Origin of the sequence: Winogradskyella helgolandensis (assembly GCF_013404085.1) — a bacterium.
Classification (GTDB): Bacteria; Bacteroidota; Bacteroidia; order Flavobacteriales; family Flavobacteriaceae; genus Winogradskyella; species Winogradskyella helgolandensis.
This window is the reverse complement of sequence record NZ_JABFHO010000002.1, coordinates 205168-231183: the sequence shown is the minus strand read 5'-3', so window position 1 is coordinate 231183 and position 26016 is coordinate 205168. Positions and strand designations below refer to the sequence as shown.

Sequence of the window (26016 nt, the reverse complement as noted above, 5' to 3'; positions counted from 1 at the left end):
CACGCTAAATGCGTGGCCTTTATATTGAGATTATTTTCTTAATCCTAATTCTTTAACTATCGCACGATATCTTAAAACATCTTTCTTAGTTAAATAATCTAGTAAGCTTCTTCTTTTACCTACTAACTTTACTAATGAACGCTCAGTGTTAAAATCTTTACGATTTTTCTTTAAATGTTCTGTTAAGTGATTAATTCTTGCCGTAAATAATGCAATCTGTCCTTCTGCAGAACCAGTGTTCTTTGCATTACCACCATGTTTTGTAAAGATTTCCTCTTTTCCTTTTTGATCTAAATACATGCTAATATTATTGTAAATGATTTTTATGTACACGAAAGCCTCTCTTTCGAGCGGCAAATATACTACTTTTTTGTGATTTGGAATTTTTTTCGTAACTTTTTGATATCCTAAAGAATGTAATTATGTCCTAATACAGATTTTCCCTAACAACAAAATAGCTTTCAATAGATTAATCCTTATTAAACGATATGTATGAAAGTTTCAAATGATTTACGGAATTTCTCAAACGCTTACGACGTTTTAGAACGCACATTTAACAATACTTATAATGGTATTGCTATTGTGAATTTAGATGGAAATTGGTTAAAAGTTAATGAGAGTATCTGCGATATTTTTGGATATACCAGATGGGAACTCTTTAATATGGACATTAATAATATTGTCTATGCTCAAGACCTTGGTGTCCACGAAGAAAAATTTGAAAAGCTTATTAGCGGTGACATTGATAAATACCGTGTAAAGCAACGCTACTTTCATAAAGATGGCTCTATTCTCTGGATGTTAATTTCGGTGTCATTAGTCTATTTTAAAGAGGGCAGACCTCATATGATTTGGCAATTTAACGATATCACTAATCGTAAGAAAAGTGAAGATAAATTAAAAACATTGCTTAGTGTTGCTAAAGATCAAAATGAGAGGTTAACATCGTTTGCTAATATTGTGACACATAATTTAAGATCACATTCGGGTAATTTATCATCTTTAACCGATTTTTTAGAAGAAGATTATACGTTTTTAAAAGATAACGACAATTATCAATTACTAAAAAGGGCTATTGGTAATCTCCAAGAAACGGTGTCTCATTTAACTGAAGTTGCTAAAATTAGAGAAATTGAAGATTCTAAAATGGAAGTCCTCAATTTATATGATTTCACCCAAAAGGCTACTTATAATATTATTGCATTAGCGCAAAATGCGGAAGCTATTATATACAATCTAATAGATGAAGATACCTGTGTAAAAGGCATACCTGCTTATTTAGATAGTATAATTCTTAATTTTATTACCAATGCCATCAAATACAGATCCAATAAGAGAAAATCAATCATTGAGCTGAGTTCTGAGTTTCAAGATGACTATGTGGTGCTAAAAATTAAAGATAATGGATTGGGAATTGATTTAGAAAAATTTGGTGACAAGCTATTTCAAATGTATAATACCTTCCATTATAATGAGGACGCGATTGGTATTGGGCTTTTTATCACCAAGAATCATATTGAATCTTTAGGGGGCAAAGTAGAGGTAGAGAGTAAAGTTGACGAAGGTACAGTATTTACAGTGTTTTTTAAGAAAGCTTAGTTTCAGCTTATATGGATGCACTTTCAAATAACAATTCTGAGAATTTGAGTGTTTATGGTAACTTAATAATCTATTGAGTTAAACTAATTTATGGTATAATTTAATTTTGTTTTAAACCTTAATGTTAACTCATGCCAAAAAATCTCAATCGTTTAAAAAACAAAGTCTTTCAAAATATTTTTGAGAATGCTAATGGCGGTATTTCTATTGTGAGCCTTGATGGCGTGTGGATTAAGGTCAACCAAAGCATTGTGAATTTATTAGGGTATGATGAAGCAGAACTTTATAAATTGAATTTCCGAGACATTACGCATCGTGATGACATTGAATCTGATTTAGTTCATATGCATCAATTAGTGAATGGGGAGATTGATAATTATCAGATTGAAAAAAGATATTTTCATAAACAAGGTTATGTCGTTTGGACGCTTTTATCCGTGTCATTGGTAAGAGATGAAAATGATGAGCCTATATATTTTATCAGTCAATTAGCAGATATCTCTACTCAAAAATCAGCGACATGGCATCTGGAGTTTTTAATGAATGTGATTAAAGGACAAAACGAGAAGTTGAAAGATTTTGCACATATTGCAACTCACGATATTAGAACACATGTTGGTAATTTATTTTCTGTCACTGAATTTCTTGAAGAAGAATTAGAGGATATATTGAAATCCAATGAAAGTTATAAGATGTTAAAAGACGCTTTAATTAATCTCGATGATACGGTGCATAACCTTAACTTAATGAGGTTGAACAAACCTAAAAAATTCAATATTTTAAGCAGATTATCCTTACATAATTATATTGAAAATTCTATTTATAATGTTAATGCCATTGCGAAAAGGGAAAACTGTGAAATTATTAATAAGGTAGATAAAGGATTCTATATACAGGGAATAGAAGCCTATATTGATAGTATAATTCTCAACTTTCTTACCAATTCAATTAAATATAAATCAGACGAAAGACAAACGACTATTGAACTTTCTAGTAGTTTAAAAGATGAATTTGTAGTACTTAAGATAAAAGATAACGGTCTAGGGATAGATTTAGAGTCTAATTATAATAAGTTGTTTACATTAAATGGTACTTTTCATGAGCATCCAGACTCACGAGGCGTGGGTTTGTACATGACTAAGAATCACATTGAAAGTATAGGTGGCAAAATAGAAGTGGAAAGTAAAGTAAATGAGGGTACTTGTTTTTCTGTTTATTTTTTAAGTGACTTAGCTACTGCATAATTATAAATGAGTTACAGTTTTATACTAACAGATAAAAATAAAAAAAGAGGTTATTACACCTCTTTTTACGTTTTCTATTAAGCTCTTACGGGCTGATTTTTTATTAAATCTATATACAAATTAACTCTTTTCTTAAGGTCTCTTCGGTGTGTTATAAAATCTAAGAAGCCATGTTCTAATAAAAATTCAGACGTTTGAAAGCCTTCTGGTAATTCTTTTCCTGTTGTATCTCTTACAATTCTTGGGCCAGCAAAACCAATTAAGGCTCCTGGTTCTGCGATGTTTATATCACCTAGCATTGCAAAAGATGCCGTTGTACCACCTGTTGTTGGATCTGTACATAATGAAATATAAGGAATGCCAGCATCTGCCATCTGAGCTAACTTTACAGATGTTTTAGCTAATTGCATTAATGATAATGCAGCTTCCATCATACGTGCACCTCCAGATTTACTAATAATCATTAAAGGGGTTTTCTTCTTTATTGCGTAGTCAGCAGCTCTCGCTATTTTTTCACCTACAACAGATCCCATAGAACCTCCAATAAAACTGAAATCCATACAAGCAATTACCAAATCTTGTCCGTTAGATTTACCAACAGCTGTGCGTACCGCATCTTTAAGATTGGTTTTAGCTTGTGCGGCCTTTAAACGGTCTGGGTATTTTTTTGTGTCTTCAAATTTAAGAGGGTCTTTAGACGTTAAATTAGCATCTAATTCCGTATACTTATTATCATCAAATAGAATTTGGAAATATTCGTTACTTCCAATTCTTACGTGATAGCCATCTTCTGGACTCACATAAAAATTTTGTTCAAGTTCTTTTGTATCTATGATTTTACCTGTTGGAGATTTGTACCAAAGTCCTTTAGGTGTATCTTTTTTTTCTTCCGTAGAAGTGTGAATACCTTTATCTTTTCTTTTAAACCAAGCCATATTAGGTTACGATTTTAATCCTTTGACTACCATTACTTAGTCGCTTTGGTTCTAATCAGCATAAGCGCTATGCAGGGTAATTCTCAGGAAGGTTTTTCGATTATTGATGTGATCTCTAATCGGTTTTTAGTTAGTTCTGTTTTGCTATTAGAAAGCGCACAAAATTACTATTTTATTAAACATAACTCAAAAATAGAGAAAAGTATCTCATTATTCGAGTTTTATTAGTCAAATAAAAACCCATTAAAACTCTGATTATAAGTTCTAATGGGTCAGTAAATAATTAATAAAATAAACTTATAAAGTGTTTACATTATTTAAATCTTCAAATGCTTTTTTAAGTCTTTCTACAAAAGCATCTTCACCTTTACGTAACCAAACGCGAGGATCGTAGTATTTTTTGTTAGGAACATCAGCTCCATCAGGATTCCCGATTTGAGTTTGTAAGTAGTCCTTATTATCTTGTACATAATCTCTAACACCACTTAAAAATGCATATTGCATATCAGTGTCAATATTCATTTTAATAACTCCGTAACCTATTGCTTCTCTAATTTCTTCTACTGTAGAACCAGATCCACCATGGAATACAAAATCAATATGGTTGTGAGGTAAATTATGTTTCTTAGATAGGAACTCTTGAGAATTCTTTAATATTTTTGGTGTTAACTTTACGTTACCAGGCTTGTAAACTCCATGTACATTACCAAAAGCTGCTGCGATGGTAAACTGATCGCTTACTTTACTTAATTCTTCATAAGCATAAGCTACTTCTTCTGGTTGTGTGTATAATTTAGAATCATCTACATCTGTATTATCTACACCATCTTCTTCTCCACCAGTAATACCTAATTCAATCTCTAAAGTCATACCCATTTTGCTCATACGCTCAAGATATGTTTTACAGATTGCAATGTTTTCTTCTATTGGTTCTTCAGATAAATCAATCATGTGAGAACTGTACAATGATTTCCCTGTTTCTTTAAAATGCTGTTCACTAGCATCTAGCAAACCGTCAATCCAAGGTAATAATTTTTTAGCACAATGGTCTGTATGTAAAATAACAGGTACTCCATAAGCTTCTGCCATTAAGTGAATATGCTTAGCGCCTGCAATAGAACCTGCAATAGATGCTTTTTGATCTTCATTACTTAAGCTTTTACCGGCATTAAATTGTGCTCCTCCATTTGAAAACTGAATAATAACAGGTGCATTTAATGCTTTTGCAGTTTCTAAAACTGCATTGATTGTGTTAGAGCCAATGACATTTACAGCTGGTAAAGCATAGCCTTTTTCTTTAGCATGATTAAAAATATTTTGAACTTCTTTTCCTGTGGCAACGCCAGGTTTGATATTATGACTCATAATTATAGTATTGATAATTTATGTTACCAAAAGTACGTAAATTTTGAGTATTTCTGTAGTCTAATTTGTTATAAAATATCGAAAACGTTGTAGTCCATTAGGTATTATAAGTTTGGAAATTAAAGTGATAGAATAATAATACGGCGTCACCTTTTTAATCATTTTAATTAAAATTGAAGAGTTATAGATTCAAAGTAAAACGATGAATTTTTAAAATGGATAGTTAATACCAATGTTATATACCGCATTTCTAAAGTTGTAGTCTCTAAACCAACGGTTGTTATCGCTTTGTGAAGGGTCATAGGTTTTTAAGCCAACATCAAAACGAAGTACAAAGAAGTCAAAATCATAGCGAATACCAAAACCAGAACCTACAGCTATATCTTTTAAAGAGTTAAAACTAGTAAATGTTGCTGCGTCGTCAGTTACGTTATCTAAAGCATTCCAAATATTACCAGCATCTACAAAAACAGCTCCTTGAAACGCACCAAACAGACTGAAACGTTGCTCAGCACTTAAATGTATTTTGAAATTTGCTTCATTAAATTCGTTTGTAGATTTAGAGCTTCCAGGTCCTAAGTTATAAGCAGTCCATGCTCTGTTATCATTAGGTCCACCGGCAAAGAAACTCTCAGCAAACGGAATACTATTTGAGTTTCCGAACGGAATTGCAATTCCGGCATAACTTCGGAAAGCCAATACATTCTTTCTCCCTAAATCAATATACTTCACATAATCAATTTCAGTTTTAAAATATTGAGAGAATGCAACTCCAAAAACTTCATAGTTACCAGCGTCATTTTTAGGAGCGCCTGCAAGGCTAGAAATGCCAGATAGAAAGTTTCCAGCTAATTCTACTCTCCATTTAAAAACCGAGAAATCGTTATCAAAGATGTTTTTCCTTTTGTCTTTTTTATAATCGAAACTTGTAGAAAATATAAGGTTGTTTTCTGTTAGTCTTTCTTTTCGTTCTTCAATATTATTAACGGTTGTAAAATCGTCATCATTAGAAGTTAAACTTGTATTTCCCGTTAAAACGTCGCTGATAAAATCATCTGCAGGAGCATATGAATTTGATAAGCTAGAATCATATAAACTTTCATCACTGCCAATATAATTGATGTCTTGAGCTATGGAGTTTAAACTAGAAAAAGAGTTGGTGTAGACACCAAAGTAATTGCTAGTATTTAAGTTTTTTACAAAATTTACATTAAACAATTCTAAGGTATTGGTCACGGTATTTGATGGGAACCAATTGTAACTAAATACACCAGATATGGCTTGTTTATCTAATCCAATATTTTGTTGGCTCGTTGCAGACAAGTTTATAATAGTGCTTGGTGACATGTATTTTGGAATAATCTTATCGGTATTAAACGGACTGAATAATCTCGGAATGGTTAACCGTATATTTCCACCAAATTCATTAATATCAAAAAAGGAAGCTTCTAAGTCATTTCTGGTTTTGGATGCGCCAATTGCCGCAATTCCTGAGATTTCTAAAGTTTCTGCTCCCCTAAATACATTTCTGATTTTTAAACCTGTACTAAATGAAAATCCTATGGTTTGAATGTTACTCGTATTAATTTCAGGATCAAAACTTAAACTGTATTTCTTTTTGGGCTCTAAAAATATATTTGCAGTTAGGGTGGTGTCTGCTTCGTTTTCAATAAAATCGATATTTGGATAGCGGAACATTTGCAAATCGTTGAGGTAACGCGATGTTCTACTTCTTGCTAGGTCACTGTAATTATCTCCGGCATTAATAAAAACAGCATCAGTAAGTGCTTTAGGTCTAAACTTTAATTTTTCCTTACTATAAAGATTAATGTCCTTGTAGGTCGCTGTGTCCGTAATAGCTTTAAACCGATTGTCAAAATTATCGTCTGTGTAAATGTTGACTTCCTTAATTTTATAAATCTTAAAAGGCTCTGTTGTTGTAGAATCGTCACCTCTAATGGTCCTATTTGCTATAATTAAGTCGGTATGTACTTTATGGTTGGTGTTAATTGTATCCATTTCAAAACGGATATAATCTTGTCCAAAATGATAAAAACCAGTATTTCTTAAATACGTATTAATACGCTCGCGTTCAGTTTCATAATTCTGCTCATCAAACTGTTCACCTTTTTTTAATAATGTTGCTCTTATAAATTTTGGATAAACAGAATCGATTGCACTGCTGCTAATAATAGGTCTTAAAGAGTCTAAAATATAAGGTTTCTTTTTTGTGACTTTGTAAGTTACTTTGGCAAGCTTATTACTGTCCTTTTCTACATCGTAAGTCACTTCATTATTAAACCAGCCTTTGCTATAATAATATTTACGAAGGTTTTTCGCCGTTTTTATGGTTTTGTCTTCGTCGTAAATGACAGGCGCTTCACCTGTGCGTTTTAACCATGCGTTAAAATTACGTCGCGATTCTATTTGTTTATCAAATTGCTTTTTTGAAAGTATGGCTATTCGCAGTTTAACTTTGGAAGAATCACTTAAAATATTAGCGTCTAGAATAGAATCTATATTTGGTCTGGCTAAATTATAGATATGAAGTTTTAAAGGTGTACTAAAATACTTGCGTATACCAGAGTTGACTTTTTGATCGATAATATTATTAATCCGTTCATTAGAAACATGAACACTATCTGCTATAATAGAATTACTAATAACAAGATGTTCGCCATCTTTAACACGTTTTACAACATTACAAGAACTTAGCATCAGTATACTTATAAAAAGCAATGTGAAGCTAGACAAAGACTTGTGGTTAATAAATGATGTTAAAGTGGTCTGTTGCAAAGTTAAATTTGGTGAATTAGTTTAAAACGGTTAATGAAACAAAAATAATACCATTTCCTCTATAGAAATAGCATAGTCACTTTAATTTCGAAACGTTATTACCTCAAAAAAGGTTTACTTTGTATAATTAAGCGTTTCGTCTAACAAATGTAAAGACATTTTAATGTTATCAAAGAATCAAATAAAGTTAATTAAAAGTTTAAGTCAAAAAAAAGGGCGTCAACAAAATGGTTCATTTATAGTTGAAGGTATTAAAGGAATTTCAGAATTCTTAAAGTCAGATTACAACTTAAAAAACCTCTATACCACAAAGCCAATATTTGAGGCTCCACAGGATTTGATTTCGGGAATTTCAGAAGTCGAATTAAAAAAAATATCAGCGCTTAAAAACCCAAATACAGCGTTAGCCATTTTTGAAATTCCGGAGCAAATAAAATCTCAAGACAACGGTTTAATTGTAGCTTTAGATGATGTAAGAGATCCTGGGAACTTAGGCACCATAATTAGACTTTGCGATTGGTACGGTATTAAGGATTTAGTGTGTAGCTTAAATACAGTAGATTGCTATAATACTAAAGTCGTGCAAGCAACAATGGGGTCTTTAACACGTGTAAATGTGCAATATGTAGATTTGCAAGACTATTTAGAATCTAATAAAACTGAAGTGTTTGGTACTTTTATGAATGGTGAAAATATCTATACAGCAACCTTACCAGAACAAGGAATCATAATTCTTGGAAATGAAGCCAATGGAATTTCTGATGCTATTGAAGCAAAAGTGAATCGAAAAATAACCATTCCTCAATTTGGTACCATTAAAGAAACGGAAAGCTTAAATGTGGCCAATGCCACTGCAATTCTTTTAAGTGAATTTAGCAGACGGACTATTGAAAAGTAAAATTAATAAAAACACCTCTAGTTTGCATTTTTGAGATGTTGCCTGTCCATGGACTATTAGGATCCATATCCTTAATAATTTCGTCATTCATTGAAAAAACGCCACGTATAGAAGGTGTGAATTTGAAGTATTGTAAATAAAGGTCAATCCCAAATCCAAGTTCGTAGAAGTACGTGTTTTTGGTCATTCTAAACTCTCCAGAACTATTATCGTTTGGGTTATCCTGATTGCTAGATAGGTTTAAAGCCGTAGAAACACCTCCAACAATAAACGGTTTAAAATTGTTAATACGTTTTGTTGAGACTTTTAATAAAAGTGGAATGTGTACGTATGTTGATTTTACCTCCCTTAGCAAATCAGAATCATTAAATTCTGTGCCTTGAAAATAGCTTTCGTCGTATTCTAAATTTCTGGTCGTAAAGAATACTCCGGGTTCTAGTCTTAAATTCAGGTAATCATTAATACGCATGTCACCAATAAGACCTAAATGAAACCCAGATGTTTTATCAACGAGGATATCTTTTAAATTTTCGTTGTAGTCAAAATTAAAGTCATATTGATTGAAGCCAATAAAATAACCCCAAGTCAAAAACTTTTGATCAATATTATCTACAGAATTCGCCACTTTTTCTTTCGTGAAAAGTTGTGCAGAAGAACTTTGAAACGCGAATAAAAATACGAAAATGATACAAAAATGCTTCATATTATGCTTTAGATGCTGAGTAAATTGTTGCCACTCCCATGGTTTGTGGTAGGTCTATGACATTAATAAACCCAATTTTTCTTAAAATATTGTTTAAAGCCTCTCCATAAGGAAACAAAGAAGCCGATTCGCTTAAATAACTATAAGCAACTTTATCTTTAGAAAAGAGCTTTCCTATGGTTGGCATAATGAGTTTGGTATGCACGTTGTAGCCTGCTTTATAAATAGGATTCGTAGGAACGGAAGTTTCAAGAATAACAAAAATACCATTTGGTTTTAGCACTCGTAAAATTTCGGCAAGTCCTTTTTCTAAATGCTCAAAATTACGGACTCCAAAAGCTACGGTTATAGCATCAAAAGTGTTGTCTTCAAAAGGTAAATCTTCAGAATCTCCAATAACCATAGAAATAATGCCATCTAAGTTTTTAGAACTGATTTTTTTACGACCAACCTCTAACATACCATCGCTAATATCCAAGCCAATAATTTCTTTAGCGTTTGTAGAGGTTAGGCTAATCGCTAAATCTCCTGTCCCTGTAGCAATGTCTAAGATATTTTTAGGTTTAGTTTTGGCGACCATTTCTACAACCTTATTTCGCCATTTTACATCTATTCCAAAAGAAATCACACGGTTTAGACCATCGTATTCATTAGAAATAGTATCGAACATTTTAGTAACCTGTTCCTTTTTAGAGGCGTCACTGTCTTTGTATGGGTTTACTTTTTCGGCCATAAAAATTTTTGGCAAATATATGGATAAGTTATAAGTACTTAAAGTTGGAAGTATTTAAAGTTAAAAATAAAAATTTGTGATGTAATAAACATTAAAAAAATAGGCTTTTTGAGACTTATGAATTTATGGTTTTTTTCGGTGTATGTAACTTTAAATACTACAGGCTCTTTATAACTTGCAACTTATAAGTATATTTGTATGCTTATTTCAAAGAAATACAATGAAGGGAGCGTATTCAAGATTCTATCAGTCCATCAAATGATTAATTGCGAACAGCTTGCCTGTACTGAGCAAAGTCGAAGTATGACCTTTGAAAAATAAATGTTGACACATGAAAATTATTATCGCAGGTGCAGGTGAAGTAGGATTTCATTTGGCGAAGCTTTTATCTTACGAATCACAAGAAATCACTTTAATAGATACAAAAAAAGATAGTTTAGCATATGCTGGTGAGCACTTGGATATTAGAACTATTAAAGGTGATGCTACGTCAATTTCCATTTTAAGAGATGCACGCATAGATACAGCAGCTTTATTTATTGCCGTAACATCCTCGGAAACCACAAATATTACGGCTTGCGTTTTAGCAAAACAATTAGGTGCAAAACGTACTATTGCGCGTATTTCAAATACCGAGTTTATAGATAATAAGGAAACGGTTGGGTTTTCTAAATTTGGAATTGATGAATTAATTTCACCAGAATCCTTAGCCGCTTCAGAAATTGAATTATTATTAAATCAATATGGTTTTAATGATACTTATGAGTTTGAAAACGGAGCATTAACCATGTTAGGTTTACGTTTATCTAGAACGGCAACGTTTGTAGATAAAACAGTAAAAGAAGCTGCAGACATATATCCTGAATTGAATTTTATTCCTATTGCAATTCAACGTTTAGGAACACAATATACCATCATACCTCGTGGTGATACTATTTTTAAAGAAGGAGATAAAGTGGTCTTTATGACGTCTAGAAATGGGGATGAAGAATTATTTAAATTGTCAGGTAAGGTTAAAGTTCTTATTAAGAATGTTATGATTCTTGGAGGAAGTCAAATTGGTTTCCAAACAGCCAAGGATTTGTGCTCAAGTAAGTTTAATGTTAAATTGGTTGAGAGTAGAAGAGGTAAAGCGGAAGAATTAGCAGAAGATATTCCTAATGCTTTAGTTATCTGTGGTGACGGTAGAAATGTAGATATTTTAGACGAAGAAAACATTTCGGATATGGATGCCTTTATTGCTGTGACAGGTAATTCAGAAACTAATATAATGTCTTGTTTATTAGCAAAATCAAAAGGGGTTAAAAAAACTATTGCCTTGGTTGAAAATATGGATTATTATCAATTATCACAATCTATTGGTATTGATACGTTAATCAATAAAAAATTATTAGCAGCAAATAATATTTTTAGATACATTAGAAAAGGAGAAGTGGTTGCTATGACTAAGTTAACCAATATGAATGCGGAACTCTTAGAGTTTGTGGTTAAACCAAAATCTAAAATAACGAATAAGGTTATAAAGGATGTGAAGTTTCCAATATCTGCTATTATTGGAGGTGTAATAAGAGAAGGACAAGGATCTATTCCATTAGGTAGTTTTAAGATTGAAGCAGGAGATCGTGTTGTGGTCTGTTGTTTACCAAGATCTATTTCTGAAGTAGAACGATTTTTCTCATAATAGATATTATGTCTCGTATAAAACTCAACTATAAAATTATTTTTCACTTTTTTGGATTACTACTATTATTCAATGGTGGGTTTATGCTTATTGCGACATTTATAAGTTTTATTTATAAAGATGGAGTAACATTACAATTATTTTTAGCTGGTATTGCAACGCTCTTAATTGGTGTTTTGGCGATGTATAGAACCAAAGATCATCGCAAGGAAATGAATAAGCGCGAAGGTTATATTGTTGTTGCCTTTGGATGGATTGTAATGTCACTAACAGGAACCTTGCCTTATCTTGCTACAGAAGCTATTCCGTCATTTACAGATGCTTTTTTCGAAACTATTTCTGGGTATACGACAACAGGTGCTAGTATTTTAAACGATATAGAAGTAATTCCGGAAGGTGTTTTGTTTTGGAGAAGTACGACACATTGGATTGGTGGTATGGGAATTATTGTATTGGCTATTGCTATTTTACCTTTACTTGGAGTAGGAGGTATGCAATTATTTGCAGCTGAAGCACCAGGGCCTAGTGCAGATAAATTACATCCTAGAATTACAGATACGGCCAAGCGTTTATGGCTTATTTACGTTGGTTATACTGCAGCTGAAACGATTTTGTTACAAATCGCTGGAATGTCTTTTTTTGATGCTATTAATCATGCGCTAAGTACGGTGTCTACCGGAGGCTTTTCAACAAAAAATGCGAGCGTAGCGTACTGGAATGATAATCCTGCGATACAATACATTATTATATTTTTTATGTTTTTGGCTGGTACTAATTTTGTGCTCAGTTACTATCTATTTAAAGGAAAAATTTCTAAGGTTTTAAAAGACGAAGAGTTTAGTCTCTACTTTAAATTCATTGTAATATTTACTGTAATTGCTGCGGTTTTAATCTATTTTAGAGCAGACATATCGCAGTCAACTATTGTGCATCCAATGGTTTTAGGTGAGGCAGAGAGTGCGCTGAGACATGCTTTGTTTCAGGTATTGTCTGTAATAACAACGACGGGTTTTATTAGTGCAGATTATACGTTATGGACCGACTTTTTAACCGTTTTCTTTTTTGGAATGATGTTTTTAGGTGGTTCTGCTGGTAGTACTTCTGGTGGAGTAAAAGTAATGCGTCAATTAATTTTAATTAAAAACAGTTTTTTAGAATTTAAACGCGCTTTGCATCCTAATGCTATTATTCCTGTACGCTATAATGGGAAATCGGTATCTAAAGATATTGTATTTAATGTGCTAGGATTTTTTATCCTCTATATGTTATCCTTCATTGTTGGAGCATTAGTATTTTCTATGTTCGAAATAGATTTTACGTCTGCTATTGGTTTGTCGGCTTCTAGTTTAGGGAACGTTGGTCCTGCTTTGGGTGATTTTGGACCTGTAAATAATTATGCGGCATTACCTCCTTTGGGAAAATGGTGGGCTTCTTTTTTAATGCTTATAGGTCGATTGGAATTGTTTACGGTTCTTATATTATTGACCCCGTTCTTTTGGCGTAACCGTTAGTAAAAGTTGTTAATTATGATTGTAAATAAAACTAAATTATTAGCCGCAGCATTTATAATTCTAGGCTCTGTTTTACTCTTTCTGAATAACTTCAAATTTAGTCCGTTAATTCTAATCCTAAAAACGATAGGCTTGGTGCTTTTTATCTATGTTATAGCTAAAGAAAATCGTTAAACTTTCTCTTTTTTTTGAGTTTTTTCAAAATATAGCTAGCCTATATTCTCATTAATATTTCTGTGGTTTTTGAAGCTTTGTTTTTGTGATGTCTTGAAATACAGTCTGTAACATTTGTAATGATTGTGCGTCTTATTTGTACAACCAATTAAATTATCAATTATGAGATTAGTATTAGACACACCATTAGAATTTGAACCAGAACCCATTGCGGTGACTCATTTTAAAACACAAGGCTTGTTGTATTCAAATTATAAATAACTATTGTTCTAATAGAATTATTTATCGCACTCTGAACTTTTAACTGATACACTCAAGGTGTCTTTTATAGCTGAAATCACGTATGAAAATATAGTGTAATGTGATTCAATTTATTTCATTTTTAAAACATAGAAATTATGCCATCTAACTCAATGAATGTTATTAACTACAACAGACGTCAGTTGCCTCAACGGGATAAGTTTAAGAATGTACTTGGTGGTTATAATCCCAATCGTAAAACGGAATATAATTTACCTAAAGCTACGACTAAGCAGTTAAAGATGATTCGTAAGCGTTTAAAAGAAGAACAGAAAGTTAGAATGCTAAAAGTTATTTTACTCACAGTTATTTTGTTTTTTATACTTTTAGGTGTGTTGGCTTATTCAACAGATGGTATTATCGAATTAATTTCATTGTAGTGTTTAATTATTAAAAATATTATTTATGCCTTTTGCAGAATCCATGATGAGTACCTTAAGAAGTAATAATGCTATTAAGCTTGATAAATCTAAGAGATTTAGAAAGACTCTTGGTGGTTATGATAAGCAAAGAAAAACAGAATACAATTTTCCTAAAGCAACCCCACAACAATTAGAGATGATTAAGTACAAATTAAAAAGAGAAAATCAAATACTGTAGTTAAAAGTAATTGGGGTGTCTTTTTTAATTATAGGTGGATTACTATGGATATTGCTACTCTAATATGGAACAACTATTTAAATTTAGATGAGTATTCTGTGTTATAGTCAATTCTAATTATTGATTTATTTAGTCTTTTTAATGTTAAAATGATAATATTTGGCTTTTTTTTAAGGATTTGATTAATATTTTTGTACTTTTAATGAGTATTATTTAATTCAACCCTCAAAATTATAGCTTATGGAATCAACATTAAAACAAAGTTTAGGACATAAGATAGCGCGTGCTAAAAAGGCTCATTTTACCTCTAGGGGCTTATTGAATTCAAGATATAAACGCATTGTAAAATATAATTTTAAAAAGGCAAGGAAGAAGTCCATATTTGGTATTAGGCAACGTGCTAAATCTCCTCAGTTAAGCAAACTTGGAAATAGGGCGACAATGATTTTAAAAATATCCGTCTTTGTTGCTGGTTTCGCTCTTTTAGTTTAAATGTATTCCAAATATTATATGTCTATAATGTATGGTTTTTCCCTCTAGACATTTTTCATAAAAAAAAGTTGTAACATTTAATGCTACAACTTTTTTTTTATGAAAAATATGACGATTATAATTTAACTTAACGCCGTCTTAATACGCTTAATAGCTTCTTTAATCTCTTCTTGAGAAGCGGCATAAGAAATTCTAATACAATCTGGATTACCAAAAGCTTCACCTGTTACAGTGGCTACTAGAGCTTCCTCTAGTAAAAACAGAGAAAAATCAGATGCATTATTTATAGTTTTTCCTTTAATGGTTTTTCCAAAGTATGAAGACACATTAGGGAATACATAAAATGCTCCTTCTGGTTCGTTAGTTTTAAAGCCTTCTATTTCACTTAATAAATTCAGGATGAGTTTACGTCTTACTTTAAACTCGTCAACCATATACTTTATGCTTGAAGGATCAGCTTCTAAAGCCGTAATTACCGCACGTTGCGCAATACAATTAGCTCCACTAGTAATTTGACCTTGCATTTTGTTACAGGCTCTCGCAATCCAATCTGGTGCTCCTATATAGCCGATTCTCCAACCAGTCATAGCAAACGCTTTAGATACACCATTTACTGTAATAGTTCTGTCGTACATATCTTCAAATTCAGCCATACTAAAATGACCTCCTTTAAAATTAATATGTTCGTATATTTCATCTGAAACAACATAAATATTTGGATGCTTTTTCAGTACATCAGCTAAAGCTCTTAATTCTTCTTTACTATAAACAGAGCCACTTGGATTACAAGGAGAGCTGTACCAAATCATTTTAGTTTTTGGCGTAATGGCAGCTTCTAGTTGTTCTGCTGTCATTTTAAAATCGGTATCTATAGAGGTTTGAACTTCTACAGGCACTCCATCGCTCAATTTTACAATATCACTATAACTTACCCAATATGGACAAGGTAAAATAACTTCATCACCAGGATTTAGCATCACAGCAGCTATATTAGCCAAGGATTGTTTTGCTCCAGTAGAAACGACTATTTGTGGTAATGTATAGTTGAGGTTATTGTCGCGCTTAAATTTATTAATAATAGCCTCTTTCAATTCTACGTAGCCATCTACAGGAGTATAGCTGTTGTAATTTTGATTTATAGCTTCAATTGCAGCGTCTTTAATAAAATCAGGTGTGTTAAAGTCCGGTTCTCCCAAACTTAATCCAATAATGTCTTTTCCTTCTGCTCTTAGTTCTCTAGCTTTTGCTGCCATTGCCAGCGTAGCTGATGTGGCTAGATTATTAATTCTATCCGATAGTTGATTCATTGTAATTGGTGGTTTTTAAACTAGACATTGTATTAAGCCATACTTGGCTTTCTACCTAACTCTTTTAATTGATGATAATGCTCGGAAATAGCTTTCCAAATTGAATTGTATTCGTTGTAAGGTAAGCTAAACTCATGCGCAGTTTCTCTTACTATTTTTGCTATATTTTTATAATGAACATGACTAATGTTTGAAAATAAATGATGTTCAACTTGTCTGTTTAAACCACCAGTATAAAATTCTACAATCCAGCTTTTAGGTGAAAAGTTAGATGTTGTAAATAGTTGGTGAATTGCCCAAGTATTTTTCATATTGCCATTTTCGTCTGGTAAAGGCATTTCGGTATTTGGCATAACGTGTGCTAATTGAAAAACAACGCTCAGAATCATACCAGCTGTATAATGCATAATTAAAAACCCGATTAAAACTTGCCACCAAGTATAACCTAAAACCAATGGTAACACTACCCAAATAGAATAGTATAATATTTTACCGATAATCAATTTTGTCCATTGTGTTGCAGGATTAGGAAACTCGCCATAAGACAATTTTCTTTTAAGGTATTGGTAGGTTTGTTTAAAATCTGTTGTAATAGCCCAATTAACGGTGAGCAATCCGTATAATAAGAAGGCATAATACTTTTGGTATTTATGAATTTTTAGCCATTTGGCATGTTTAGAAAAACGAATTATTCTTCCTGCATCAATATCTTCATCGTGCCCTTGAATATTTGTATACGTGTGGTGTAATACATTGTGTTGTACTTTCCAATTGTAATCGTTACCAGCTAAAATATGAATACTGCTTCCCATGAGTTTATTTACCCATGCTTTACTAGAAAAGGAGCCATGGTTAGCATCGTGCATAACATTCATTCCTACGCCAGCCATTCCAATACCAATAACCATCATACAAATGATTTGAACCCATGTAGGTATGTCGTCTACGGTTAACAATACAACTAATGGGCCAAGTAATAATGTAAACATTATAATGGCTTTTGTATAAAGCTTCCAGTTTCCTGTTTTTTTAATATTATTGTCTTTAAAGTAATTATTAACGCGTTTGTTAAGGGTTCTAAAGAACTTTGCAGAGTCAGTTCGAGAGAATTTGACGGTTTGTTGTGCCATTTAATCAGTTTTTTTAGTTATAACGTCAGGGATTATAAAACATTATAAGAATACAAAGATAGTTAATAAATAAAAAGCAACCTTAATCGTTTAACGTTAAATTATGAAGATTAAAATTAAGTATTTTTGTAAAAATTTTAAAAATGAAACTCATCCTAAAATACTTCCCAGATTTAACTGAAATTCAAATCCAACAATTTGAAGCTTTAGAAGGGTTATACAAAGATTGGAATAGTAAAATCAACGTCATTTCTCGAAAGGATATTGATGAGTTATATTTACGACATGTTTTACACTCTTTAGGTATCGCAAAAGTGATCCGTTTTGCACCAGGCACTTCAATTTTAGACGTTGGTACAGGTGGTGGATTTCCTGGTGTACCTTTGGCTATTTTATTTCCAGAATGTCAGTTTCATTTGGTAGATAGCATCAATAAAAAGCTAAAAGTTATTAATGCAGTTGCTGAAGAATTAGAACTCACTAATATAAAAACTACACATAGTAGGGTAGAAGCTATAGATGAAACTTACGATTTTATTGTGAGTAGAGCTGTAACAACGATGCCAGAGTTTACCACTTGGGTTAAAGGTAAAGTTGCAAAAACTCAAAAGAACGAATTAAAAAATGGCATTCTCTATTTAAAAGGAGGCGATTTAACCGAAGAATTGAAACAATACAAAACGGTTAAGGCATTCTTGCTTTCTGATTATTTTGATGAATCGTTTTTTGAAACTAAAAAAATAATTCACCTGCCTTTAAAGTTTAAATAGAATTAAAGGCAGGATGAATATTATTGTTGAATATCGTTTTTTAAAAAGACATCGTTAAGTTGGCGCTAACACCAGTTGCTTCAGCAGCATAACGACAAACACCACCAACACAAATAAGTCCGGCACGCTGCCTTCCATAATTTAATCCTAATCGTGTAGCACCTTTTGTGTAACTACCACCTACATTAAAATAATGTGTTTCTGCTGTGTCTCCATCATCTCCACTGTTATAGATGTCATTAACATAGAACGAATATTTGGAATTTAAATTGAATTCAAAAGTTCCTCCAGTCCAATCATGTGATTCAGAATCTGACCATAATTTTTGAGCTTCAAACCTAATAGATTTTCCTCCACCTAGTTTGTGTGTTGCTTCTGCAACAAAAATATTAGTTTTAATAGGGTCCGCTCCAAAGTTTCCTTCAATCTCTTTTTTATTGTAATATTGATTCACGTAGTAAAATATAGTGCTCCATTTTGGACTCCATTTTTTTCGAACTTCAAAATTAATATCTGAGAAGTATTTATTTCCAAAACCGAAAAGATCTGTGCTATAGTCTTGGTTTCCATAATCGAAATCTCCTTTTAAGCCAGCCCAATACGATACATTAAATGCTAGTTTTGTGCCATACTTTCCTCCTAAAGGTGTGTCTTTATTTATTTTATAAAATAGATCTATTTGACCACCTATTTCTCCTGCTTTTAAAATTCCTGGGTCTAAAAATGAAACCTGAGATTGCGCTTGATAAACAAATATATTAGTTAATAAGTAATCGTGTTGTTTTGTTAAACCAGGAGTGTAGTTAACGATGTTTTCTAAAAAAAGATTACCGTCTTTTTTGCGCTCTGAATAAAACGTCATGTTTTCGAGTCTTCTAAATGTAGCATCTAACCCAAATCCTTTTTTAGAAAAACCAGTGTTTAATAGAATAGCATTTCCAGGTTTTACAAAAGCATTAGACAGTTGACTTAACTGGACAATGGCATCTTCACTCTTAGAAACATATTCTAAGCTAGAGTAAAAGTTACCTTCTGAATAATCTAATCGTCCCGAAAAAGCATTCGTCAATTCATTAAATTCTGGGTCTTCTATATCAATCGCTTCCTTTCTGCCTACATAGCTAAGGCCAAGACTTATTGATGACGATTCAAAACTTAAGATAGAAGACAAGTCAACTTCTGCGTTTGCTCCAAATATTTCTCCATCAGAAGTTTTAAAACCATATCGTTGTTTACCATATAAACCTGTTAACGATACAGATTCTATCGGTTCATATTCAACTTTGCCACCTAATAAAGCATTGTTAAGACCTAGTTGTCTGTCTTCCCATGTTCTTAGGATTAATCCGCTACCAAATTGTGCATAATAATGTCCTGCGGTAACGTTTAATTTAGAATTTCGATAGTTTAATGCATAAGTGCCTACATTGGTCCCTTCAAAATTAGGTGAGTAGTTTATTAATGCATAAGGCTCATAAGATTCAACTTGAACTGTAGCGGTAAAGTTCTTTAAAAATGTATAATCTAATTTTAGATAGTTGTTAAAGCGTAGATGTTTGTCTCCATCCTGATTTTCATTGTCATAAAAAGATCCTGTTTTTTTGTCGTCATTATACCATGCCGAATTCGATTCAAATCCTATTCTTAAGTTATCTAATAATTGTGCAAAAATAAATTGTCCTGATAGACAAAAAACTAATAGTAACATCAGTCTTTTCATAGTATTGGTTTTAGCTAGTAGTTGGTAGTTTTATCTATTGTTTAGAATGCTTTTTAATCACTTCATATAAGGCGTCTTCACTTCCTGGTGTATAACCTGTATGTTGATGTACAATTTCTCCATTTTTAACGACAATAAGATAGGGTAATACAGCAATGTTTAAAGCGCGTTTAAGATCTTGGTTATCATCTAGTAGAATTTGATATTCCCAACCTTTGCCATTTACAAGTGGAATAACGCGTTTTTTTGTTCTAGAATCGTCAGTAGAAACCGCTATGATTTCTACATTAGTTTCTTCTTGCCATTCGTCATAAACTTCGCTAATTGCATCAAGTTCATTAATACATGGAACACACCAAGTAGCCCAAAAGCTAAAAACTTTAACGGTGTCAGTGTTTGCTAACTCTTGAATAGAGACTGTTTTGTCGTCAATACTTTTTAATGTGATATTCGGTAATTCTTGAGCGTCACTGAATTTGAATATTATTAAACATATTAATAAAATACAACTGTTTTTCATTTGAATAAATTATTTTCATTAGTAATTCTACAATAATACTACCAAAAAATTAAAATTAGTTTATATTAGCTAATGAATTAAAAAAAACCTTCATGAAAACAAATTACATTTTTAAATCTTTATTTCTTGCCTTAACATTAATTTTTACAAGCTGCAGTAGTGACAGTAGTGATGATTCAGGTGGTGGTGATCAAGCTACAAGTATAACGGTAACCAGGCAATCTAGCAGCGATGTTTATGTTGGTGATGCTATATTTTTTAATGTCATTACAGATTCTGGTGCTGTCGTAACTAATTCTGCAAGTTTATCTGTTAATGGTGTTGGTATTAGCGGTATTAATTATACCTCTCAAACGGCAGGAGTATTAAGTGTTGTAGCTACTTACGGCGGATTAACAAGCGAGCCTTTATTAGTAACTGTATTAGAGTTGCCTACGAAATTTAAAAGAAATGTTTTGATAGAGGACTATACAGGAACTTGGTGTGGATGGTGTCCTAGAGTATCTTATGGTATTGAACAGGTAGAAGCGACTACAGATCAATCAGTTACTGTAGCGATACACCGCGCAACTACAGATCCATCTAGTGGTTATTATGATCCTTATACTTATAATGCTTCTTCGTTAGAGAATCTTATAGGATTATCTGGTTATCCAACAGCAATGTTAAATAGAACGACTACATGGACCTATCCAGAGCCTAGTAATGTAAGTCAAATTGTTAATTTAGCGGATGCTGGTGCTGATGTTGGTTTAGCGTTAACGCCTACCTTGGATGGTAATACAATTTCACTTGATGTGAAAATAAAGTTTGGTACACTATCAGTAAACAACCCTAAGTTAGTTGTATATATTTTAGAGGATGATTTATTACATGATCAAACTAATTATACGAGTTATTATGGTGGTGGTGCATCGTTATCAAATTTTGAACATGATAATGTGTTAAGAGCCTCTGTAACGGATTTATTAGGTAGTAGTCTACCATCAGAGGAAGTGTTTGCAGAAAATGAATACTCGCAGACTATAACTGCAGATGTGCCAAGCAATGTCACTAATACATCTAAAATGAGAGTTGTTGCTTTCATTATCAATGGTGGTAGTAACGGAGTTTATAATGCAAGGTCAGCAAGTTTTGGGGATACTCAAACTATTGAAGAATTGTAAGAGCGCTTAAAAACTATTATTATAAAAAATCCTGTAAATAAAATTTACAGGATTTTTTTGTCTAAGGATATGTTGTGATTATTGCGCTATAAGTTTTGTGATAAACCTAGTGTTGTTTTCGGTTACCACATTTAAAACGTAAAAACCGGAATCTAAATTAACAGGTATTGAAGTCCTGTCGCTTAATGTTGTTGAGGTATTGAAAATCGTTTTGCCAGCGACATCTATAATACTAATATTAGCATTGCTATTCTTGCTAGAACGTAATACTAATTCGTTTGTTATTGGGTTTTTATCTAATTGAATGGCAATCAATTCAGAATTCGTAATGTTTAAAGGAGAATTTAATATTTCGTATAATGCAAAAGCAACATTTGCTTCGGTAAGCTGTACGTGAGGTTCATTGTCGTTTGGAGTAAATGTATTGGCAAAAGGAGTATTGGTTGTTGGATTAGGACTTTCTAAGTCTATGGTATGATTCCAATTTATTTCGTCATTAGTAAACGCTACAGCTAATGCACTAACAGAAGGGACGAAATTAAATTTATCTATAGCGATTGCGTTTACAAAATCGCTAGCAATTCCACCGTCTGTACCTAAATCTCCAGTAATTCCAGATAAACCAAATAAGCCACCTGGAGCAGCATCTACACCGTTAGAATAACTAAAGGATTCACTTTCTGCTTCAGAGCCTTCAATTTCATTTCCTAATAATTGTATCGAAATACTACTCACCGTATTTGTTTCTCCTGCAGCTGGTGTGAAGTTAACATCAATTAAAATATTAGCGGTAAATATAGAAATAGGTATACTTAGTGTGGTGCTTATTACAGGATAATCATTTGTAACGGTTGGTCCAGAATCTCCAATTGCGAAGTAAGTGTTATTGCTACCACTACCGTTAATTATAGAAACGTTCCTTGTTGTCTCTGGAAAGCCAGATGGAGTTAAGGCGTTAATATGAGTTTCAAATATAGCTCTAAATGGATGAGCTGCTGGTAGTTTTAATGCAGGGTCAAATGATACTAAATCGGTTTCAGTTAAATGAGCCTCTAAATGATCTGTTAATAATTGTCTTGCTGCTGAGGATTTTAAAAGACCATTAATTAAAGGTTGTACTTCTTCAACGGGATCGGTTTCATTATAGGCTAAGAAGTTTAATTGATGTTGTAAACCAATTGGGACATTAGCACCAAGGTGAGGAGAATCAAAAGAGATATAAAGTCTAGTATCTGTATCTAGTGAATTAGCTTCCATATAATTTAAAGCATACCGTGCAATTACTCCTCCCATACTTGGCCCTATGATTACATTTTGTTCAGGACTGTTACCAGCTTTGTCATCGTTTATTGTTTCAATAAGTTCTACTAAAACCATAGCGTTACGTTCCATAAAATCGGCGCCACCATCTACAATAACATCATCTGCGGTTCTTGTATATGTTGGAAAATTTAAAATAACGACATCAAAACCCTCAGCTCTTACTAAATCGGCTAAATTTTGATTGCCCTCTGTTCCTGCATAGTCTAGTGAATTATATAACCCAGTGATATCTCTGGTGTCTCCTGGGTCAAAACCATCAACGACAAAAATGGGTTTGTCTAATATATTATCTGGACTTAAAAATATTTCATATTCAGCTTCTCCAGGATAATTAGTGACTATACCATAATCAGATAAATCCGGAATGATTTCAGAGGTTATGGAAGTTTGTGCAAAATTTAAAAAAGGTAAACACAATAAAAAAGTAAGGTATTGTTTTTTCATAAGTAGCGAATTTGAATTATTATCTCGAAAAGATACAAAGTTTACTTTAGCTATTACTTGTTTTCAACATCATTTCTATGAAAAGCAAAAAAAATCCTTAAAAGTATTGAACTTCTAAGGATTTAAATTTCAGTTTATTATAAATTTTTTAACCTAAAAATGGATATCTATAATCTACAGGAGTCACAAAGGTTTCTTTAATTAATCTTGGAGACACCCAACGCATTAAATTTTGGGCACTACCAGCTTTATCATTTGTTCCAGATGCTCTTGCACCGCCAAATGGCTGTTGACCAACAACGGCACCAGTTGGTTTGTCATTAATATAGAAGTTACCAGCCGAATTTTGTAATGCTTTGGTAGCTTCTTCTACGGCATAACGGCATGTTGATAAAATAGCTCCCGTCAATGCGTATTCACTAGTCTCATCAACTAATTTTAAAGTTTCAGAAAATTGGTCTTCTTCATAAACATATATAGTCATTACGGGTCCAAATAATTCTGTACACATAGTAGAATATTTTGGATTGGTAGTAACAATTACTGTAGGCTCAATAAAATATCCTTCAGATTTATCATAACCTCCACCAACAACTATTTCAGCGTCGCTAGCAGCTTTAGCTTCATCAATATATTTCGCTAATTTATCAAAAGATCCTTCGTGAATTACTGCCGTTACAAAATTACTCATGTCTTCTGGCGAGCCTTGTTTAAAAGAATTTACATCTTCTATAACGAAGTTCTTAACGTCTTCCCAGATATTACTTGGAATGTAAGCTCTAGATGCTGCACTACATTTTTGTCCTTGAAACTCAAAAGCACCACGAGAAATGGCGGTTGCGACTTGCTTAGCGTTAGCAGATTTGTGAGCGACAATAAAATCTTTTCCTCCAGTTTCTCCAACGATTTTTGGATAGGTTTTATAGTTATGAATATTGTTTCCAATTTGTTTCCATAATTCTTTAAATACGAATGTAGAACCTGTAAAATGTAAACCAGAAAAATCTGGGCTAGCTAATACAGTTTCTGTAATCATAACAGGATCCCCAAAAACAACATTAATAACACCATCTGGTACTCCAGCTTCTTTAAAAATGTCCATTATTACTTTTGCAGAATAAATTTGGCTATCACTAGGTTTCCATACGACAACATTTCCCATTAATGCCATACAAGCTGGTAAATTTCCAGCAATAGCAGTAAAGTTAAAAGGGGTTACAGCATAGGTGAAACCTTCAAGTGGTCTGTATTCAACGCGATTCCAAGCATCACTTGTACTTTCTGGTTGTTCCATGTAAATGTCAGTCATAAACTGAACATTAAAACGTAAGAAATCAATCAACTCACATGCCGCATCAATTTCAGCTTGATGAATTGTTTTAGACTGTGCAATCATTGTTGCCGCATTAATCTTGGCTCTGTAAGGACCAGCAATTAATTCAGCGGCTTTTAAGAAAATCCCAGCGCGTTGTTCCCATGGCATTTGAGACCAAGATTTACGAGCTTCTAACGCTGTAGAAATTGCTTCGTCAACGTGTTGCTTTTCTGCTAAATGATATTCTCCTACAATATGTTTATGATCGTGTGGAGGAGACATTGTTCTGGTATTTCCAGTTTTCACGTCTTTTCCGTTTATATACATAGGAACTTCAACCTTTGAGTTAAACATTGATTTGTAAGCTTCAGCAACAGCTTTGCGTTCTGCTGAACCAGGTGCGTAAGACATAACAGGTTCGTTAACTGCTACAGGTACATTAAAGAATCCTTTTCCCATCGTTAAAAGTTTTTTATTGTTCCCGAGAAATCGGGAATCTGGTTTATATTTTTTAGAAATTATAATAAGATTCCCATATTATGAGAACCCAATTTTGAAAGTGTAAAGGTACATTTTTTTAAAGAAAATATTTCTTTCAAACGTTATAGTTGTGTGAAGATTGGTAATGTGGTTTTTGTAGTTTAAGGTTAGGCATGTTGAGGTTATTTCTGTTGAAACTTACAGTTAATGAATGCCTAATTGAAAATGGTATTTTAAATTGCTAATACGAGTGTCTTGTGTTTTTTTTTGTAAGCCGAACCATTTGTGTTACATGATAAATTCAATCTTGTAATTATTGAATTTAAAACAAAAATATTACATAAAAAAGTAAGGCTCTAAGAATTAATTAAGAGCAAAGGGAGCGCTCAATTTAAAAGAAGGAATGTAGACTTTAAATTTATTTGTTTTAGATAAGTTAATCATATTATAGTGACCACTCATGGCCCCAAACGGAGACGTTAATAGGCAGCCAGAGTTGTATGTGTGAGATTCTCCTGGTTTTAAAACAGGTTTTTTTCCAATCACACCTTCCCCTTCAATAATTTCTTCATTATTTAGGGCGTCAAGAATTTTCCAGTGTCTAGAATTTAACTGAACAGAATCCTTACTTTGGTTTTCAATAGTTACTTTATAACCAAAGGCGAAGTGCACTTTATAATTTTTATAAAATGTACCTTCAAAATTGGTTTCTACAGTGATTTTTATGCCGCTTGTAACTTGTTGTACCATAAGTTTTGAGATTATCTATGCTAAAATAGCATAATTTTTGAATGAAGCATTATAATTAGC

At 32.6% G+C, this 26016-nt stretch carries 23 protein-coding genes; 10 read left to right on the top strand and 13 right to left on the bottom strand.

What is annotated here, in order from left to right:
• Positions 1–30: 30 nt before the first annotated feature.
• Complete coding sequence (gene rpsO, locus HM992_RS19725) at positions 31–300, bottom strand: 30S ribosomal protein S15 (protein WP_178986833.1); 270 nt, start codon at positions 298–300, stop codon at positions 31–33.
• A gap of 192 nt (positions 301–492) precedes the next feature.
• Between rpsO and HM992_RS19720 the strand changes: the two genes are divergently transcribed.
• Positions 493–1599 carry a sensor histidine kinase gene (locus HM992_RS19720; RefSeq protein WP_179321286.1) on the top strand — a complete coding sequence of 369 codons (1107 nt, stop codon included), beginning with the start codon at positions 493–495 and terminating at the stop codon, positions 1597–1599.
• A gap of 131 nt (positions 1600–1730) precedes the next feature.
• On the top strand, positions 1731–2843 hold the full coding sequence (locus tag HM992_RS19715; protein WP_179321285.1) for a sensor histidine kinase: 1113 nt from the start codon (positions 1731–1733) through the stop codon (positions 2841–2843).
• 77 nt (positions 2844–2920) lie between these two features.
• On the opposite strand, the gene accD is transcribed toward HM992_RS19715, so the two are convergent.
• The 3 genes from accD to tamL all read right to left on the bottom strand — a co-directional run bounded on the left by accD (position 2921) and on the right by tamL (position 7897).
• Complete coding sequence (gene accD / locus HM992_RS19710) at positions 2921–3778, bottom strand: acetyl-CoA carboxylase, carboxyltransferase subunit beta (protein WP_178983502.1); 858 nt, start codon at positions 3776–3778, stop codon at positions 2921–2923.
• Between the two features lie 297 nt (positions 3779–4075).
• Positions 4076–5143 (bottom strand): class II fructose-bisphosphate aldolase, encoded by a 1068-nt coding sequence (gene fbaA / locus HM992_RS19705; protein ID WP_179321284.1) that lies wholly within the window; start codon positions 5141–5143, stop codon positions 4076–4078.
• A 210-nt stretch (positions 5144–5353) separates the two neighbouring features.
• A complete protein-coding gene (gene tamL / locus HM992_RS19700) occupies positions 5354–7897 on the bottom strand; it encodes a translocation and assembly module lipoprotein TamL (protein ID WP_317167558.1) in 2544 nt (847 codons plus the stop codon).
• Positions 7898–8102: 205 nt separating this feature from the next.
• Here tamL and HM992_RS19695 point away from each other — a divergent pair, with 205 nt between their 5' ends.
• The gene (locus tag HM992_RS19695) at positions 8103–8837 is read left to right on the top strand and encodes a TrmH family RNA methyltransferase (protein ID WP_179321283.1); all 735 of its coding nucleotides are present in this window, start codon (positions 8103–8105) and stop codon (positions 8835–8837) included.
• Here HM992_RS19695 and porT read toward each other — a convergent pair.
• Positions 8824–9540, bottom strand: coding sequence for a type IX secretion/gliding motility protein PorT/SprT (gene porT / locus HM992_RS19690; RefSeq protein ID WP_179321282.1), 717 nt, complete (start codon positions 9538–9540; stop codon positions 8824–8826). The two genes, HM992_RS19695 and porT, sit on opposite strands and share 14 nt — an antisense overlap.
• Position 9541: 1 nt before the next feature.
• Entirely contained in the window at positions 9542–10273 is a 732-nt protein-coding gene (gene ubiE, locus HM992_RS19685) for a bifunctional demethylmenaquinone methyltransferase/2-methoxy-6-polyprenyl-1,4-benzoquinol methylase UbiE (RefSeq protein ID WP_179321281.1), read from the bottom strand.
• Between the two features lie 331 nt (positions 10274–10604).
• Here ubiE and trkA point away from each other — a divergent pair, with 331 nt between their 5' ends.
• From trkA to HM992_RS19660, 5 genes are all read left to right on the top strand, one after another.
• Positions 10605–11954, top strand: coding sequence for a Trk system potassium transporter TrkA (gene trkA / locus HM992_RS19680; RefSeq protein WP_178983508.1), 1350 nt, complete (start codon positions 10605–10607; stop codon positions 11952–11954).
• Positions 11955–11962: 8 nt separating this feature from the next.
• A complete protein-coding gene (locus HM992_RS19675) occupies positions 11963–13465 on the top strand; it encodes a TrkH family potassium uptake protein (RefSeq protein WP_179321280.1) in 1503 nt (500 codons plus the stop codon).
• 572 nt (positions 13466–14037) lie between these two features.
• Positions 14038–14319: a hypothetical protein gene (locus HM992_RS19670; protein ID WP_178983510.1), complete on the top strand. Its 282-nt coding sequence runs from the start codon at positions 14038–14040 to the stop codon at positions 14317–14319.
• Positions 14320–14344: 25 nt separating this feature from the next.
• Positions 14345–14539, top strand: coding sequence for a hypothetical protein (locus HM992_RS19665; RefSeq protein WP_179321279.1), 195 nt, complete (start codon positions 14345–14347; stop codon positions 14537–14539).
• A 240-nt stretch (positions 14540–14779) separates the two neighbouring features.
• Positions 14780–15031, top strand: a complete 252-nt coding sequence (locus tag HM992_RS19660) for a hypothetical protein (RefSeq protein WP_178983512.1) — start codon at positions 14780–14782, stop codon at positions 15029–15031.
• 122 nt (positions 15032–15153) lie between these two features.
• Here the strand turns inward: HM992_RS19660 and HM992_RS19655 are convergent, their stop codons facing one another.
• Entirely contained in the window at positions 15154–16338 is a 1185-nt protein-coding gene (locus tag HM992_RS19655) for a pyridoxal phosphate-dependent aminotransferase (protein WP_178983513.1), read from the bottom strand.
• Between the two features lie 32 nt (positions 16339–16370).
• Positions 16371–17468 (bottom strand): fatty acid desaturase family protein, encoded by a 1098-nt coding sequence (locus HM992_RS19650; protein WP_179321278.1) that lies wholly within the window; start codon positions 17466–17468, stop codon positions 16371–16373.
• A gap of 143 nt (positions 17469–17611) precedes the next feature.
• Here HM992_RS19650 and rsmG point away from each other — a divergent pair, with 143 nt between their 5' ends.
• Entirely contained in the window at positions 17612–18238 is a 627-nt protein-coding gene (gene rsmG / locus HM992_RS19645; RefSeq protein ID WP_179321277.1) for a 16S rRNA (guanine(527)-N(7))-methyltransferase RsmG, read from the top strand.
• A 40-nt stretch (positions 18239–18278) separates the two neighbouring features.
• Here the strand turns inward: rsmG and HM992_RS19640 are convergent, their stop codons facing one another.
• Entirely contained in the window at positions 18279–19958 is a 1680-nt protein-coding gene (locus HM992_RS19640; protein WP_178983516.1) for a DUF6029 family protein, read from the bottom strand.
• 34 nt (positions 19959–19992) lie between these two features.
• Entirely contained in the window at positions 19993–20478 is a 486-nt protein-coding gene (locus HM992_RS19635; RefSeq protein WP_178983517.1) for a TlpA family protein disulfide reductase, read from the bottom strand.
• A 92-nt stretch (positions 20479–20570) separates the two neighbouring features.
• On the opposite strand from HM992_RS19635, the gene HM992_RS19630 reads away from it, so the two are divergent.
• Complete coding sequence (locus HM992_RS19630) at positions 20571–21644, top strand: Omp28-related outer membrane protein (protein ID WP_179321276.1); 1074 nt, start codon at positions 20571–20573, stop codon at positions 21642–21644.
• Positions 21645–21722: 78 nt separating this feature from the next.
• Here the strand turns inward: HM992_RS19630 and HM992_RS19625 are convergent, their stop codons facing one another.
• The 3 genes from HM992_RS19625 to apaG form a co-directional block, all read right to left on the bottom strand.
• Positions 21723–23411 (bottom strand): T9SS type A sorting domain-containing protein, encoded by a 1689-nt coding sequence (locus HM992_RS19625; protein ID WP_179321275.1) that lies wholly within the window; start codon positions 23409–23411, stop codon positions 21723–21725.
• A 148-nt stretch (positions 23412–23559) separates the two neighbouring features.
• Positions 23560–25185, bottom strand: coding sequence for an L-glutamate gamma-semialdehyde dehydrogenase (gene pruA / locus HM992_RS19620; RefSeq protein WP_179321274.1), 1626 nt, complete (start codon positions 25183–25185; stop codon positions 23560–23562).
• Positions 25186–25569: 384 nt separating this feature from the next.
• Positions 25570–25956, bottom strand: a complete 387-nt coding sequence (gene apaG / locus HM992_RS19615) for a Co2+/Mg2+ efflux protein ApaG (protein WP_178983521.1) — start codon at positions 25954–25956, stop codon at positions 25570–25572.
• Positions 25957–26016: the final 60 nt, after the last annotated feature.